The following is a 16,471-nucleotide window of genomic DNA, read 5'->3' on the forward strand; positions in this document are numbered from 1 at the left end:
ACGGCTGACAGATCTCGTCAATGCCCATATAACACTCAGCAGACGTATTTGCCTATATGCAGTGCAACATGCGAGATTGTGCGATGCAAGATAGATCTGCCGAAACTGATTTTTCACACGCAATGACGCCGCTTGCCGTCGGCAATCTCACGTTTCGCAACCGCATTATCGTTCCGGCGCACACGACCAATTTCGGCGAAAACCACCTGCCAAGCGAGCGCCACCTTGCCTACCACCGCGAACGTGCCAGAGGCGGCGTCGGTGCGATCATCTTTGAATCCATCCGCGTTCACGCGAACTCGCTCGGCCGGCCGCAGGCCGTCTGTGGCTTCGACCCTGTCTGTATCGAACCGTTCCGCAGGATTACCGATGCTGTCAAAGCGGAAGGCACGCGGATCCTTGGCCAGATCATCCATCTCGGCCGGCAGGTTGAGGGCGATTTCGAGCGGACCGTCTCCTGGGGCCCATCGCCGATCCCGTGGGCGACATCGGCCCTGCCGCCGCGCCCGATGGATCGCGCCGACATGGATGCGGTCATCGAAGGGCATGTGCTGACTGCGCGCCATCTCGTGGCTGCGGGCTTTGAGGGGATCGAGCTGCAGATGGCGCATGGGCACCTTCTGCAGCAGTTCCTGTCCCCGCTTTCGAACAAACGTGACGACGAGTTCGGCGGCTCTGCGGAAAACCGGACGCGCTTTCCGCTGGAGGTGCTTCAGGCTGTCCGCGCGGAAGTGGGTCGCGAATTCTGTCTGGGTATTCGCCTCAGTGGCGATGAGTATGTCGAGGGCGGGATCACAATCGATCAGGCCGAGAGGACTGCGGTGTCACTTGCGGCGGCCGAGAAGATCGACTTCTTCAATGTCTCGCATTCCGCCTATCACGCCTCCTATTCGCTCGCTTCGCAGATGGCCGACATGGCAATCGATCCCGAACCATTCCGGTCGTTACCGGCGCGGATCCGCGTCGCTCTGCGTAGCGAGGGCTACGATATTCCCGTCTTCGCCGTCTGTCGGTTCAACACACTGGCGGAGGCCGACGCGATCATTTCGGCCGGTGGTGCGGATGCGGTGGGTATGGCGCGCGCCCATCTTGCCGAGCCGGCCATCGTCAACAAGACGGTCGAGGGACGGATGAACGAAATCCGCACCTGCATTGCCTGCAACCAGGGCTGCGCCGGGATGCTGGAAAAGAACCTGCCGATCCGATGTCTGGTCAATCCGCGCGCCGGGCTGGAAGGCGAATGGGCGGAACTTGCCGCGACAGGCGCACAACAACCCAAACGTTTGCTCGTGATCGGCGGCGGACCGGCCGGGTTGGAGGCGGCGCGTACGGCAGCGGAGCGCGGCCATATCGTGACGCTGTGGGAGAAGCACCAAAACCTCGGCGGTCAGTTTCGCGACGCGATCAAGATGCCGAAGCGGGCCGAATTCCGGACGCTGATGGAAGAGCAGATTGCCGATCTTGGTCGCTTCGGTGTGACGGTGGTAACAGGCAAACACGCCGATGCCGCATCGATTGACGATTTTGCCGCCGATGCAGTGTTTCTGGCGACCGGTTCGATGCCGGTTCGCGCAGAACTTTCCGGTGGAGGAAAGGCCTTCACAATCGTGGAGGCGCTTGACGATCCGGCAGCCCTTGAAAGCGACGTGGCCCTGTTCGACCGCACCGGCGAATGGGCCGCACTGACGCTTGCGGAACATCTTGCCGACCTCGGCAAAAAGGTGACGTTCTTTTCGCCGGCTGGCGGCATCGCCTGGCGCACGACCATCTATTCGACACTCGCAAACCTGAAACGGCTGCGCGAGAAAAAGGTGAGGATCGCCACGCTCCGGAAGGTTACAGCCTTCGACGGCAAGACCCTGACGGTCGAGGATCTTTCGACCGGCGAGAGCGAGCTGCATATGGGGTTCACCGGTCTCGTTGCAGCCGAGCACAATTTCGCGGACCAGTCCCTGTTCCAGCAGCTCCGTCATCTTGACGTGCCCGTCCGACAGATCGGCGACAACCTTGCGCCCCGCACGGCCCTTGAAGCCGTCTATCACGGCCATCTTGCCGCTCGAGACCTATGAGATCTGGAAGGAGTAAAACTCGATGAGCATTCTGATAACGGGTGCCGCCGGCTTCCTCGGGTTGAACCTGATCGAGGTGCTGAATGCCTTGGGCGAACCGGTGGTTGCCCTCAACGATCGCGCCCTTCCCGCAGCCTTTGCCGCAAAGCCGGGTGTCACGGTCGAATTGGCGGACGTGCGTGATCGCGTGGCGATCGCCGACATTCTTTCGCGCCACGACATTACCTCCATCATCCATGCCGCCGCGATTACCCTTGGGCCAAAGAGTGCCATCGCATCGGCAAGCGACGCCTTCGACGTCAATACGGTCTCGGTCGCGATCCTGCTTGAGGAGGGTCGAAAAGCCGGCATCCGCCGCTTCGTCTACCCGAGTTCATCCGCCGTCTACGGCACGGCGCCCTTCGATGGCGCAGCCGTGACCGAAGAGACGAACCCGATGCCAACAACGCTTTACGGCTTTACCAAGCTTGCCAGCGAAAGACTGGTTGTCGAGGCGGGGAAAAGCTTTGGCATGTCCACTGTGCGGGCGCGCATCACGGCGGTGTTCGGGCCGCATGAGCATGAGACCGGCGTGCGCGAGACGATGAGCCCGCCGTTTCAGATCGCCGCCAAGGCCGTCGCGGGTGAGGATGTTCTCCTGCCTATAGGCGGTGCCCGCGACTGGACGAGCAGCCGAGACATAGCAAAAGCCCTGGCGCTGCTTGCAACGCGAGAAAGCCTGCCGTCAGATCTCTACAATCTCAGTGTTGGCGAAACCTGGCATGTGAACCGCCTCAGCGTTCATCTGGCAAAAGCCTATCCCGGCTGGCGCTTTGCTGACGGAAAGGCCGATGGCAGCGACAGCGCGATCGCCTTCAACGACGATCTTTCTCGACGTCGCCATGCGGTCTCGGCCACGAAATTCGAAACGGATTTCGGCTTCCGCTTCATGGCGCCGGACGAGGCCTGCGCAGATTATGTCGGCTGGCTTGCCGATCAGACCCATGCCTCGTGAACTACCGCGCCGTATAGCCGCCATCGGCCAGCACGTCGGTACCGGTGATGAAGCTTGCATCATCCGAGACGAGGAAAAGCGCCGTCGCAGCAATTTCCTGCGGTGTGCCGATCCGGCCGATCGGATGAAGCGGAGCGAGCATTTCGATGACCGCCGCCTCGCTGCCGGCCTGTCGGGTGACGCGGCTCGTCAGCACCGCACCCGGCGAAAGACTGACGGCACGAATGCCCTGGTCAGCATGATCGAGCGCGAGACTGCGGGTGAGCGAAAGCAGCCCAGCTTTGCTGGCCGAATAGGCGGCACGCCCGGGCGTCGTCACATGGCCGAGCTGGGACGCGATATTGAGGATGACCCCGCCCTGTTTTCCGAGATGCGGCACGCCGTATTTGCAGATCAGGAAAGCGCCCGTGAGATTGACATCCAGCGTCTTGCGCCAGCTTTCGAACGGTATGTCGCAGACGGTGCCAAGCGGCGTCTCGGTTGCCGCGTTGTTGACGAGAATGTCGATACGGCCGAAGCGGCTGGCGACCGCGTCGATGCAGGCCTCGACCGAAGCCGGATCGGCAACATCGCATGGCATTGCAAGGCAGCGATCCGGGTCGAAGCCATCGGTCGGAACGGCGTCGAGATCGAGCATCGCGACGCTCGCACCCGCCCCGGCGAACCTCTTGGCGATCGCTCGCCCGATGTCGCCGCCGGCTCCGGTGATGATGGCGACACGGCCTTCGAGGCATTGAGGAGAGAACATGCATCACCCTTCACGAGAATTCGAACACTTCGGATCGTCTGTCATCATCGCTTGATTTGCAAACTGAATCTGTCTTAATCTCAATACAGGTTTTGAGGGCGTTCGCGGGCCTTGAGGAGTTGATAATGCCGAGGGAACACCGTCCACAGACACTGTTCGACAGGATCTGGCAGAACCACGTGATCGCATCGCAGACCGATGGTCAGCAGTTGCTGTTCATCGACCGGCACCTGGTTCACGAAGGGTCGTTCCACGGTTTCAACAAACTGAAGGACAAGAATGCGCGGGTCTCCCGGCCAGACCTCACCTTTGGTATCGTTGATCATTACGCGCCCACGCGGGTACGCGACATTACCCGGATCGATGCCGCCATTGCGGGGATGATCACCCAGCTGGAGGAGAACTGTCGTGCCAATGATGTGCGCATCTTCGGGCTGAACGACCCGCGCCAGGGCATCGTCCATGTGGTCGGCCCGGAGCAGGCGATCACGCTGCCCGGCGCCACGATTGTTTGCGGCGACAGCCACACCTCGACGCATGGCGCTTTCGGCGCAATCGCGTTCGGCATCGGCGCATCGGAAGTGGCGCATGTCCTGATGACCCAGACGCTGTGGCAGAAAAAGCCGAAATCGATGCGGGTGCGCTTCGATGGCAAGCTTGGGCCTGGTATCACCGCCAAGGACATGGCTCTGGCGATGATCGCCGCGATCGGTGCCGATGGCGCCCAGGGCCATGCGATCGAATATACCGGCTCGGCGGTCGAGGGGTTGTCGATGGAAGGTCGCCTGACACTCTGCAACCTTTCGATCGAGAGCGGCGCGCGCTGCGGCCTTATCGCCCCCGACATGACGACGGTGAACTTCCTGCGCCACCGGCCGCTCGCACCGAAAGGTGATCTCTTCGAGCGTGCAGCCGAAGCCTGGCTTTCCCTGCGCGGCGATGACGACACCCCCTTCGAGCGCGAGCTGGTGATTGACGGCAGCGAGATTGCACCTGTCGTCACTTGGGGTATCAGCCCCGAGGACGCGCTGCCGATCACATCCGCGGTACCCATGCCGGACGCGATGACCGACGAGTCACGCGCGGCCCATACGCGCGAAGCGATCGACTATATGGGTCTGAAACCCGGCATGCCGCTGACGGATATTCCGGTCGACCGCGTCTTCATCGGCTCTTGCACCAATAGCCGCATCGAAGACCTGAGAGCCGCCGCCGCCGTGCTTTCCGGCCGCAAATCTGCCGTTCCAGGCCTGGTATCACCCGGATCGTCGCTTGTGAAACACCAGGCCGAGCAAGAGGGCCTCGGCCGGATTTTCGTGGATGCCGGATTGGAATGGGTTGATTCCGGCTGTTCGATGTGTGTCGGCATGAATGGTGATCTCGTTCCGCCCGGCGAACGCTGCGCCTCGACCACCAACCGCAATTTCAAAGGCCGACAGGGGCCGAAGTCGCGCACGCACCTGATGTCGCCGGCCATGGTCGCTGCGGCCGCGGTGACCGGTCACCTGACCGATGTTAGAGATCTGATGGGAGGCCGCAGTTGAGACCGTTCAAGACCCTCGACGCAAAAGCCGCGCCGCTGCCTTTTGCAAGCGTCGATACCGATCAGCTGATCCCAGCGCGCTTCATGAAGCGCTCGCGATCGGAGGGATACGGCCAGTACCTGCTCTACGACATGCGCTTCGACGGAGAAAGAAATCCAATCCAGGATTTCCCGTTGAACAACCCCATCCGCGACGGCGCGGAAATCCTTGTGGGACGCCGGAATTTTGGCGCAGGCTCCTCGCGGGAGGCGGCCGTTTACGCGCTTGTCGACTACGGTTTTCGCTGTGTCATCGCACCGAGCTTCGGCGATATTTTCGCATCGAACTCCGTCAACAACGGCCTCTTGCCGGCGCAGGTGACCGAAGAGGATGCGGAGACCATTCTTTCCCTGCTGGAAAATGGGCAGGACCATGCCTTTGTCGATCTCGACACCTGCGAGATCCGGCTCGCCAACCATGTCTTTCGCTTCGAGATCGAGCCCGTTTGGCGCACCAAGCTCCTCAACGGCTGGGATGATCTCGACCTGACGGCGAGCTATGCCGACGACATTGCCCGCTACGTGGTCTCGGACAAGGACCGTCACCCGTGGCTTCAGGAGATCCCGGTTTCGGTATGAGCGACTAGATTGGTTGCTTTGACACGGAAAGCCTCGTGCTCCGTGTCTCTCGCCCGTCACGCCTGCTCGAACTCAATCAGCGCGCCCTGAAAGTCCTTTGGGTGAACAAAGATCACCGGTTTGCCGTGGGCACCGATCTTCGGCTGACCGTCACCCAGGATCCGTGCGCCCGCCTCGACGATCCTTGCCGAGGCGGCTTTGATGTCGTCGACTTCGAAGCACAGGTGGTGAATGCCGCCGGACGGGTTCTTGTCTAGGAAGCTCGTGATCGGTGACGTCTCGCCGAAGGGGTGGAGAAGCTCGATCTTGGTATTGGGCAGTTCAACGAAGACCACGGTCACGCCGTGCTCGGCCAAATCCTGCGGTGCGGAAACAGACGCGCCGAGGCCGCGATACTGATCGGCTGCCGCCATCAGATCCGGTACCGCGATCGCGACGTGATTGAGCTTCCCGATCATCGTGCGTCACACATTTCTGCGCTTCCCTTCAAGGAGATCGATCACGGCGTTGGCGGCATCGAGGACGTTTGTGCCGGGCCCGAACACGGCAGCAACGCCGTTTTCGAGAAGATAGTCGTAGTCCTGCCGCGGAATGACGCCGCCGACCACGACGATGATGTCGTTTGCGCCCTTGCGCCTGAGCGCCTCGACCAGTTGCGGGGCAAGCGTCCTGTGACCGGCTGCCAGCGACGACATGCCGACCACCTGAACCTTCTGCTGGATTGCCAGATCGGCGGCCTCATCCGGCGTCTGGAACAGCGGGCCGGCCAGAACCTTAAAGCCGATATCGCCGAAGGCCGAGGCGATGACCTTGGCGCCACGATCGTGGCCGTCCTGGCCGAGCTTTGCGACCATGATCCTCGGCTTGGCCTTAGCCGATGTGTATTCGGCAAGACGCCTAGTCAGCGTTTCGTATTCCGGGTCGCCCTCGTAGGCAGGGCCGTAGATATCGCTGACCACATCCGGCATGGCCGCATGATCGCCGAATGCCTTGCGCATCGCATCCGACATCTCGCCGACCGTGGCACGCGCGCGCGCCGCCTCGACGGCCGCCGCCAGAAGATTTCCTCGTCCCGACGTCGCCACCTCGCCAAGGGCTGCGAGAGTCGCTGCTACCTCTTGCGGATTGCGCTTGCGGCGCACCTCTTCCAGCCGCTCGATCTGGCCGTTGCGCACGGCCGTATTGTCGATGGCAAGGATGTCGATTTCGTCTTCTGTCTCAAGCCGGTACTTGTTGACGCCGACGATGATCTCCTCGCCGCGGTCGACCTTGACCTGGCGCAGCGTCGCCGCCTCCTCGATCAGCCGTTTCGGCAGACCGTCGGCCACAGCCTTGGTCATGCCGCCGAGCGCCTCGATCTCCTCGATCAGCGCCCAGGCCTTTTCCGCGAGCTCGCTGGTCAGGCTTTCCACATAATAGGAGCCGGCCAGCGGATCGACGACTTTGGTGACGCCGGTTTCGTGGGCGAGGATCAGCTGCGTGTTGCGGGCGATGCGGGCGGAAAATTCGGTCGGCAGCGCCATCGCCTCGTCGAGCGCGTTGGTGTGCAGCGACTGGGTGCCGCCAAGCACGGCCGACATCGCCTCGTATGCCGTGCGGATGACGTTGTTGTAGGGATCCTGCTCGGCCAGCGAGACGCCTGAGGTCTGACAATGGGTGCGCAGCATCAGCGATCCCGGCTTCTTTGGTTCAAACTCCTCCATGATCCTCGACCACAGAAGACGGGCGGCGCGCAGCTTGGATGCCTCCATAAAGAAGTTCATGCCGATGGCGAAGAAAAAGGACAGGCGTCCGGCAAACTCGTCGACATCAAGACCCTTGGCGATCGCGGCGCGCACATATTCGCGACCGTCGGCCAGCGTGAAGGCCAGTTCCTGCACCAGCGTCGCCCCCGCCTCCTGCATGTGATAGCCGGAGATCGAGATCGAGTTGAAGCGCGGCATTTCTCTTGCGGTGTATTCGATGATGTCCGCAACGATCCGCATCGAGGGTTCGGGCGGATAGATATAGGTGTTGCGGACCATGAACTCCTTGAGGATGTCGTTCTGGATCGTGCCCGAAAGCTCCGCGCGCGAGCACCCCTGCTCCTCGCCGGCAACGATGAAAGCGGCAAGGATCGGGATCACCGCACCGTTCATGGTCATCGACACGGACATGTCTTTCAGCGGAATGCCGTCGAACAGGATCTTCATGTCCTCGACCGAGTCGATTGCCACGCCGGCCTTGCCGACATCGCCCTCGACGCGCGGGTGGTCGCTGTCATAACCGCGGTGGGTGGCAAGGTCGAAGGCGACGGACAGGCCCTTCTGGCCGGCGGCAAGGTTGCGCCGGTAAAAGGCATTCGAGGCCTGCGCCGTCGAGAACCCGGCATATTGACGAATCGTCCAGGGTCGACCGGCATACATCGTTGCCCGCGGACCGCGCACGAAAGGCTTGATGCCCGGCATCGTATCGAGATGCGAGATCCCCTCGAGATCGTCTGCCGTATAAAGCGGCTTGACGTCGATCCCTTCCGCCGTGTGCCAGACCAGCGTGTCAGGTGAAGCCTTCAGCTCCCGTTCCGCAAGCGCTTTCCAGGCCTGCGTCTTTTCCCCGGCATCTTTTGACAAAAGCATCCCCCTCAGCGCTTCGTTTCAATCGACAGCCTATCAGGTATCGCCTCAGCCAGCCGGGTCAAGCCTTTCCAAGGAACTACGGGTTCAGCTTTTCGAGATGAAGAAGCAATCCGCTGTGATCGAGCGGCCCGCCACCGTCCTCAACGAAATCCGTGAACTCCGCCCTGACCCCGCTGGTCAGTGGCAGCGTGAGGGAAAGGGCGTCGGCAACATCCATCACGGCGTTAAGATCCTTCAACTGGTTCTTTGCCGTGCCACCGGGGTCGAACGTCCGCTCCACCATGCGGCGACCATGAATGTCGAGGATGCGACTGTCGGCGAAACCGCCGCGGATCGCGTTGCGGAAGGCTTCGCGCGAGGCGCCACCGGCCTCGACAAGGATCATGGCCTCGGCTACTGCACCGATCGTGACTGCAACGATCTGCTGGTTGGCGAGCTTGCAGATCTGTCCCGCGCCGCTCGGGCCCACATGCGTCACCCGGCCCATTGCCGAAAACACATCGTGGAGGCTTGCGACCACATCCGCATCACCGCCCGCCATGATCGCCAGCGTGCCAGCCTCCGCTCCGACGACACCACCAGACACCGGCGCGTCCACATGGGCAATTCCCATTTCCTCAAGCTTTGCTGAATGCTCCTTGGCAATGGCCGGCGCAATCGAACTCATGTCGATCACGATGACGCCCTTGGCCAGACGCTCGGCACAACCGCTCCCGAACAGGACGTTGCCAACGGCCTTGCCATCCGTCAGCATGGTGATGACGATATCGGCGCCATCGACGGCCTCTACCGGTGATGCCGCGACGGTAGCCCCATCGCTCTCGAGCGCCTTGGCCTTATCCGTATTACGGTTCCAGACGGTGAGAGAACATCCCGCGTGAAGCAGCCGGCGCGCCATCGGCGCACCCATCAGACCTGTTCCGAGGAAGGCGATCTTTTTCGAGGGGTTTGCGACAGTCATGGCAGCTTCCCCCCAAGTTCATCCTCGATATGGACCTGGATGATCTCGTCGAAGTTGTTCTCTGCCGTAAACCCCAGTTCGATTGCGCGTTTTGCCTCGAAACCCGGAGCCCAGCCTGCGACCATCTTCATGATCATCTCGTTCGGCTCGCGCCGGATGAGGCTGACCGCCTTGTCGCCCGCAATGCGCCGCAATGCTTCGATCTGCTCGCCGACCGTGGCGCTGACGCCGGGCATGGAAAGGCTTCTCCGCGCCCCGAGCTGCGCCAGATCGAGATCCGCCGCATGGACAAGATACCCGACCGCCGAGCGCGGCGATGTGTGCCAATGGCGGGTGCTTTCCGGCACCGGCAGAACGGCCTCCTCGCCGATCAGCGGTTCGCGCAGGATGTTGGAAAAGAAGCCGGATGCGGCCTTGTTCGGCTTGCCCGGCCGGATGCAGACGGTGGGCAGGCGAATGCCGATGCCGTCGAAGAAGCCCCGGCGCGAATAGTCTGCCAGCAGCAGTTCGGATATCGCCTTCTGGGTACCGTAGCTGGTGAGTGGCGTCAGGTGGAAATCATCAGGGATCGACAGCGGCAAGGGCGCGCCGACCACGGCAATGGACGATGTGAAGACCACGCGCGGCTTGTAGCCGTCAGCCTGGTGGGCCAGGCGGATCGCATCGAACAGATAGCGCGTGCCGTCGAGATTGATCCGGTAACCCTTGTCGAAATCGAGTTCGGCTTCGGCCGAGACGATGGCCGCGAGATGGTAGATCAGATCCGGGCGACCTTCGACCAGGGTTTCGGCGACGCCCGGCGTCGACAGATCCACCGCGAAACTGTCGATCGCCACAGTGGTTTCGGGTTTTTCCGGACTGACCACATCGACCAGCGTCAATTTTTCGATCGCGGCGCCACCGACCGCTCCCTCCCGAAGCAGCCGCGTCGTCAGTTTGCGCCCGACCATTCCGGCCGCGCCGATAATCAAGATATGCATGGAACCTCCCTTTTCCGAAGAGTTCGCAGAGCGTTGCGAACCCGGCATAATTTTTCTTGTACGGTTGTCTGATAACCTTATATGGTTTGTCCAGCCCTAGCGGGTGCAAAAGAGGTTATCAAGAAGCCGCACCTTTCCAAAGAGCGGACGGATGAGCCCAAGGGAGAGACATCATGGCATTGGATCTTGAGGATAGCCCCGCTCTTTCGCTGGCCGCCTCGTTGGGCAGCGACATCGTGATCCGCGACGAGACCGAGATTGCCCGCTACTGCCGCGACTGGCACGGCGACGTTTCCAGCAGCGCCGTTGCCGTTCTTCGGCCCCGCTCGACGCAGGAGGTCGCCGCCTGTGTAAAGGCCTGTCGTGCGCTGAACCTGGCAATCGTTCCGCAGGGCGGCAATACCGGCCTCGTGCTCGGCGGTACGCCTGATGATCCGGCCCATCAGGTCGTGATCAGCCTTGAGCGGATGAATGCGATCCGCAATATCGACGCTGACGATTTTTCCGCCGTGGTGGAGGCCGGGTGCATCCTCTCCGAACTCAAGGACGCGATCGCCGACAGGGCGATGTTCTTCCCGCTCGCACTCGGCGCACAGGGCAGTTGCCGGATCGGCGGCAACGTCTCAACCAATGCCGGCGGCATCAACGTGCTGCGCTACGGCATGACCCGCGAGCTTGTGCTCGGGCTTGAAGTGGTGCTGCCCGACGGCTCGATCCTCAACGGGCTCTCGACCCTGCGCAAGGACAACCGCGGCATAGACCTCAAGCAGTTGTTCATCGGTGCCGAGGGCACGCTCGGGATCATCACCGCCGTTTCGGTCAAGCTTTCCCCCTACCCCGATCAGGTTGCGACTGCGCTGCTCGGCCTCACCTCACTCGAAGACGTCATTACTCTTTATCGGCGGGCGCGCCGGGATTGCTGCGATCTGATGTCGGCCTTCGAATTCATGCCTCCGCTCGCCTTGACGCTCGCGAGAGAAGCGATCCCCGACCTGCCATTGCCGATGTCGGGCGACTATCCAGCCTATGTCCTGATGGAAATATCCGGATGCGGCCTTGTCGACATCCAGGACCTGATGGAGCGTTTTCTGGAAGGCGTGATGGAGGACGGTCTCGTTCTTGACGGGACGCTCCCATCCTCTCAGGCACAGGCGAAGAACCTCTGGCTGATCCGCGAGGGCATGAACGAGGGACAGGCAAAGCGCGGCGCGCACATGCGAAGCGATGTCTCTGTGCCACTTTCGCAACTGCCGGCCTTCGTCCGTGATGCGGAAGATGCGATCCATGCCGCCCTGCCCGATTGCATCTGCGTGTCCTACGGACATGTCGGCGATGGCAATGTTCATCTCAACTGTTTGCCGCCTTCGGATCTTTCGGCAGCGGACAAGGCTGAACGGATCTATCGGTCGAAGACCGTGCTCAATGAGGTGGTGGACCAATATGCCGGCAGCATCAGCGCCGAACACGGCATCGGCCGCCTGAAGCAGATGGATTTCGATACCAGACTGCCCGAGGTAAAACGCAGGTTGCTGACTGCGATCAAGCGGGCGATCGATCCCGACCTCGTGATGAACCCGGGATGCCAGTTGAATTTATCGGCAGAGTCGTAGAAACCATCCGGAACAGGAAGGCGGCCTTGGCTTTGACGGACTTCAACCAGATCAGGCGCAACGCGCATCTACCGGCCCGGATCGCCGCGGAAATCGGACGAGAGATCGTCGAGGGGCGGATCGCGTCCGGAGAAAAGCTGCCGACCGAACATCTCCTTGCCCAGACATTCGGCGTCAGCCGGTCGGTCGTGCGCGAAGCCATTGCACAGTTGCGCAACGAGGGACTGGTGGAGACACGCCAGGGCGTCGGTGCCTTTGCAACGGAAAAGGATCGTCGACAGATGATCCGCGTCGAGCCCGCCGACCTCTCCGATCCCGAGAATTTCCGCGACCTGTTCCAGCTGCGTCTGGCGCTTGAAGTCGAGGCGGCAGCGCTTGCGGCCGTCAGCCATACGCCTGACGATCTGAAGCGCCTCGACGAGGTTCTGGCGCAGATGACCGGTGCCGCCAAATGGACCGAGGAAGGCATCGCTGCCGATCTCGCCTTCCATCGCGCTGTCGCGGCTGCGACCCGCAACGATTATTTCATCCAGTTCATCGGCTTCATCGCCGAGCGCATCCAGCTCACCATCAACGCCGCGAGGGCCAAGGCCGTGCTTGAAGAGATCGTGGAAGTGACGATCGCCGAGCATGTGGCAATCCGCGATGCGATTGCGGCCCGCGACGCATCCCGGGCACGCAGCGCCATGCGCGATCATCTCGATGGGGCGTCCGGCCGTCTCAATCTGGAACTTACCGTTCCCTGAGGGCAGACCTCAAAAGGCCAGAGCGGGGAAGTGTCCCTCCCCCGCCCCTTTCGACGTTATTCTGCCGCGATAGCTGCGGTGCGGTCGTTTAGGGCCATAAGGCCTTTCGCCCGTTCCAGACTCGCAGGCTGTTCGGCATGGTAGCGGCGTCCGATTTCCATCATCAGCACGGTGCCGGGAAGGAACGTCAGTTCCGAGAAGATGTCTTCCCAGTCGATGTCGCCCCAGCCGAGCGGCATGTGCAGATCGCCGATGCCGAGCGCAGTGTTTTCCTGCACGTGGTAACCCTTGTAGAAAGCCTGCGGGCGGCCGAAGCTGTCATGGACATGCAGATGGCCAGCAACCGGCGCCATGGCGCGCAGCTCCTCGCGGAAGTTCAGGCCGCGATAGGTCGATTCGATATAGGCGTGGCTGAAGTCGATCAGCGCCACGAGGTTCGGATGCCCGATGGTTTTGACCGTTTCGGCGATCTGGGTGGGCGTCTGGCGATACTGGCCGGGCTCCGTGGTGAAGATGTTTTCAAACGCGACCCTAACACCGTAAGGCTTGCAGAATTCGGCGAGTTCGAACAGCGCTTCGCGTTCGCGGGCGTCGGCCTCGGCACGCTCCATGATCTGTTCGGCGCGGAGATTGCCGCCGTGCTGCACCAGGATGCCGGCACCGATCCGATCGCAGATCTGCGCAAGCGCCTTGGCGGCGTCGAGCTGGTAGCGGCAGGTTTCCGGCTCCATGAAGTTCGAGGAGACAAGGCCATGAACCGTGTAGCGGAAGTCGAACTGCTTCGTCAGCGCCACGAGCCGCTCGGCGCGTTCTTCGATGATCCGGCCGCCCGAGATCAGATCGAGGCTGGTCAGACCGAGTTCGACGGTATCGACGCCGATCTCGCTCAGGATGCGAAGTTCCTTTTCTAGGCTTTCAAGTTCTCCATTGGTGGAGCCGGCATTGAAGCCTGTGCCGATGATGTTGCTCATTGGCGTATTCCCTTTCAGGCAGGTTCGGATTGGAACTGGGTTTCGCGTCGCAGATCGAGCGCGAGGTCCGGGCTGTCGGAGGTCAGGTGACCGATGCCGCGGTCAAGCCAGCGCCGGATCAATGCTTCGTCGTTCAGTGTCCAGACACAAAGGTTTTCGAGCGGAAGTTTGCCGGTGATAAGCGCCCATTCGGCATCCATCAGCTCGTGGTGGATGGCAACGATATCGGCGAGGCCGTCGACCTTCTCGAGGAAGCGTTCGAGACCGCCCTCTTTGTCAGCCCATTCCGTATTGACGGACACGAGGCGCGCAATATGCGGAGCAATGCGCTGGCATTCGTCGAGAACGGAGAGGTCGAAGGAGGTCAGATGGCAGCGATCTGCCAGACCGAACTGCTCGATCTCCGCCACGACTTTTTCGGCAATGCCCGGATAGGGTTGCTTCGCCTCATCCGACTTGATTTCCACATGCAGTTGCTTGCCCTCGGATGTCGCAAGGACAGCGAGGACGTCAGCCAGCGTCGGTACCGTGTCATCGGAACCGTCGAGAAGCGTTTCGCCACGCATCTCCGGCGTCAGCGAGCGGACCGGGCCGGTCTTGTCCGTCGTGCGATCGAGCGTCGCGTCGTGGATGACGACCAGTTCGCCGGTATCGGTCAGGTGCACGTCGAATTCGATCGCATCCACACCCAGATCCAGCACGTTGCGAAAGCCGGTCATGGAGTTTTCAGGCCAGAGATTGCGGGCTCCCCGGTGGCCGGTGATCTTCGTCATTGTCGTCTCCTGAAGTGTCATCAGCGAAGTGTCGGATCGAGCTTGTCGCGCAGCCAGTCACCGACGAGCGAGATGGAAAGCGTCGTCACCATGATGACGAAGGCCGGCGCCAGCATGATCCACGGCGCCCGTGTCAGGTATTCGCGGCCGAAGCCCACCATGTTGCCAAGGCTGGTTTCCGGCGGCTGCACACCGAGGCCCAAAAACGAGAGCCCGCTTTCCATCAGGATGATTTCCGGAAAGGTCAGCGTCATCGAGACGATCAGCGTCGAGGCCACGTTCGGCAGGATGTGGTGAAGATAGACGCGGCCAGGCGTGGCGCCGAGCTGCACAACGGTAGACGCATAGCCTTGCGCACTGGCCGAGATCGCGAGGCCTCGGGCGATGCGGGCATAGCGCTCCCAGCCGTAAAAACCCATCAAACCGATCAAAAGCGGCATCGACGAACCGAAGAAGGCCAGCACGGCGAGCGACATGATGAGGAACGGGAGGGCTGCCTGGAAATCGGCGAGCACCAGGACGAGATGCTCGACCACCCCCCGGAACTTTGCCGCGGCAAAGCCGAGCACGGTACCGAACACGGCGGAGATGATCGTTGCACCAAAGGCGATCGCCAGCGACACGCGGATCGACTGAAGCAGGCGCGACAGGACATCGCGGCCGAGTTCGTCAGTTCCGAGAAGATGCGCGGGATTGCCCGGCAGCGACAGACGGGCGCGCAGATCCATGGCGGTAATGCCATAGGGGCGGATGACGTCTGCAAAAACGGCAACCACCACCATCCCGACCAGCCAGACGATGCCGAAGGTAACGGAGAACGGAACCTTGCGGACCTGCTTGATGAAGCGGGTGAAGAGAGACAAGTTGGGTGATTGTGGGCGGGCGATATCGGTAACAGTCATGACCGGCCTCCTCTCTAGTGAGCGCTCTGGGCGCGAAGCCGTGGATCGAGAAAGCCGTAGAGCAGGTCGACGATGAGGTTCGACACGACCATGGTGGCGGCGACCAGGAGCAGGATGCACTGGACGACAGCGAGATCCCGGTTGCTGACAGAGACGACGAGCAGGCGTCCGATGCCTGGCCAGGAGAAGATCGATTCCACCACCACGGCGCCGGCGATCAGCGTGCCGACCATGAACCCGACGATGGTGACGATCGGAACAGCGGCATTCGGCAGCGCATGCTTCCAGACGACATCCTGCCACTTCATCCCCTTGGCAGAAGCCGTGCGGATATAGGGCTGGCCCATCACCTCGATCATCGCACTTCTCGAAAAGCGCGCGAGAATGCCGATACCGCCGATGCTCATCGTCAGCGTCGGCAGGATGCCGTGCTGCCACGTGTCCTGCCCACCGGATGGAAGCAGCCCGAGCGTGATCGAAAAGATCAGCACCAGAAGCAGGCCCATGACGAAGGACGGAATGGTGAAGCCGAAAATGGCAGCCAGAATAACGCCGCGATCGATCGCGCTCTGGCGATGCAGGGCCGCATAGACGCCGGCCGGGATGCCGATCACGACCTTCAGGAACAGCGCCGGGATCGTCAGCTGAAGGGTTGCCGGAATGCGCTCGATCACCAGCTGCATGGCCGAGGCCTTGTCACGCATGGAGACGCCGAAATCGCCGGTGAAGATCGCCCGGATATAGGAGAGGTACTGGATCCACAGCGGCTGATCGAGGCCCCAGGCCTTGCGGAAGGCATCGACGGATTCTTGCGGAACATCGGGACCAAGCATGACCTGGGCCGGATCACCCGACAGCCGCAACACGACGAAGGCAAAGGTGATGACGGCAAGGATGGTGATGAGCGCGCGAAGAAGGCGGATGGAAGCGAAACGAAACAT

Annotated in this window: 15 protein-coding genes; 6 read left to right on the forward strand and 9 right to left on the reverse strand. The window is 61.6% G+C overall.

The genetic code is table 11. The features are described from left to right. The first annotated feature begins 83 nt into the window (after positions 1-83). Both IFT59_RS19395 and IFT59_RS19400 read left to right on the forward strand, forming a co-directional pair. Complete coding sequence (locus IFT59_RS19395) at positions 84-2,069, forward strand: oxidoreductase (protein ID WP_192087874.1); 1,986 nt, start codon at positions 84-86, stop codon at positions 2,067-2,069. A 22-nt stretch (positions 2,070-2,091) separates the two neighbouring features. Then, entirely contained in the window at positions 2,092-3,063 is a 972-nt protein-coding gene (locus IFT59_RS19400; protein ID WP_192087875.1) for an NAD-dependent epimerase/dehydratase family protein, read from the forward strand. A 1-nt stretch (position 3,064) separates the two neighbouring features. Here the strand turns inward: IFT59_RS19400 and IFT59_RS19405 are convergent, their stop codons facing one another. Beyond that, positions 3,065-3,811, reverse strand: coding sequence for an SDR family NAD(P)-dependent oxidoreductase (locus IFT59_RS19405; protein ID WP_192087876.1), 747 nt, complete (start codon positions 3,809-3,811; stop codon positions 3,065-3,067). Between the two features lie 125 nt (positions 3,812-3,936). On the opposite strand from IFT59_RS19405, the gene leuC reads away from it, so the two are divergent. Beyond that, positions 3,937-5,355, forward strand: coding sequence for a 3-isopropylmalate dehydratase large subunit (leuC, locus tag IFT59_RS19410; RefSeq protein ID WP_192087877.1), 1,419 nt, complete (start codon positions 3,937-3,939; stop codon positions 5,353-5,355). Then, positions 5,352-5,972, forward strand: coding sequence for a 3-isopropylmalate dehydratase small subunit (leuD, locus tag IFT59_RS19415; protein ID WP_192087878.1), 621 nt, complete (start codon positions 5,352-5,354; stop codon positions 5,970-5,972). The genes leuC and leuD overlap by 4 nt, the downstream gene beginning before the upstream one ends. 56 nt (positions 5,973-6,028) lie before the next feature. Here leuD and mce read toward each other — a convergent pair whose 3' ends face one another. From mce to denD, 4 genes are all read right to left on the reverse strand, one after another. Beyond that, positions 6,029-6,430: a methylmalonyl-CoA epimerase gene (gene mce, locus IFT59_RS19420; RefSeq protein ID WP_192087879.1), complete on the reverse strand. Its 402-nt coding sequence runs from the start codon at positions 6,428-6,430 to the stop codon at positions 6,029-6,031. 6 nt (positions 6,431-6,436) lie between these two features. Further along, complete coding sequence (scpA, locus tag IFT59_RS19425) at positions 6,437-8,581, reverse strand: methylmalonyl-CoA mutase (RefSeq protein WP_249407655.1); 2,145 nt, start codon at positions 8,579-8,581, stop codon at positions 6,437-6,439. 82 nt (positions 8,582-8,663) lie between these two features. Next, complete coding sequence (locus IFT59_RS19430; RefSeq protein ID WP_192087881.1) at positions 8,664-9,548, reverse strand: NAD(P)-dependent oxidoreductase; 885 nt, start codon at positions 9,546-9,548, stop codon at positions 8,664-8,666. Further along, positions 9,545-10,528, reverse strand: coding sequence for a D-erythronate dehydrogenase (gene denD / locus IFT59_RS19435; RefSeq protein ID WP_192087882.1), 984 nt, complete (start codon positions 10,526-10,528; stop codon positions 9,545-9,547). The genes IFT59_RS19430 and denD overlap by 4 nt, the downstream gene beginning before the upstream one ends. Before the next feature lie 173 nt (positions 10,529-10,701). Between denD and IFT59_RS19440 the strand changes: the two genes are divergently transcribed. Together IFT59_RS19440 and IFT59_RS19445 are read left to right on the forward strand one after the other, a co-directional pair. Further along, positions 10,702-12,138, forward strand: coding sequence for an FAD-binding oxidoreductase (locus tag IFT59_RS19440; protein ID WP_192087883.1), 1,437 nt, complete (start codon positions 10,702-10,704; stop codon positions 12,136-12,138). A 26-nt stretch (positions 12,139-12,164) separates the two neighbouring features. Continuing rightward, positions 12,165-12,884 (forward strand): FadR/GntR family transcriptional regulator, encoded by a 720-nt coding sequence (locus IFT59_RS19445; protein ID WP_113165028.1) that lies wholly within the window; start codon positions 12,165-12,167, stop codon positions 12,882-12,884. Positions 12,885-12,940: 56 nt separating this feature from the next. Here the strand turns inward: IFT59_RS19445 and IFT59_RS19450 are convergent, their stop codons facing one another. The 4 genes from IFT59_RS19450 to IFT59_RS19465 are packed head-to-tail and all read right to left on the reverse strand — an operon-like array spanning position 12,941 to position 16,471. Beyond that, positions 12,941-13,855 (reverse strand): TIM barrel protein, encoded by a 915-nt coding sequence (locus IFT59_RS19450; RefSeq protein ID WP_192087884.1) that lies wholly within the window; start codon positions 13,853-13,855, stop codon positions 12,941-12,943. Positions 13,856-13,869: 14 nt separating this feature from the next. Next, positions 13,870-14,628, reverse strand: a complete 759-nt coding sequence (locus IFT59_RS19455) for a glycerophosphodiester phosphodiesterase family protein (RefSeq protein ID WP_192087885.1) — start codon at positions 14,626-14,628, stop codon at positions 13,870-13,872. A 20-nt stretch (positions 14,629-14,648) separates the two neighbouring features. After that, positions 14,649-15,530, reverse strand: coding sequence for an ABC transporter permease (locus IFT59_RS19460; RefSeq protein ID WP_192087886.1), 882 nt, complete (start codon positions 15,528-15,530; stop codon positions 14,649-14,651). Between the two features lie 14 nt (positions 15,531-15,544). Next, positions 15,545-16,471 (reverse strand): ABC transporter permease, encoded by a 927-nt coding sequence (locus IFT59_RS19465; RefSeq protein WP_062458560.1) that lies wholly within the window; start codon positions 16,469-16,471, stop codon positions 15,545-15,547.

This window comes from Rhizobium sp. CFBP 8752 (assembly GCF_014842035.1).
In the GTDB taxonomy this organism is placed as follows: domain Bacteria; phylum Pseudomonadota; class Alphaproteobacteria; order Rhizobiales; family Rhizobiaceae; genus Neorhizobium; species Neorhizobium soli.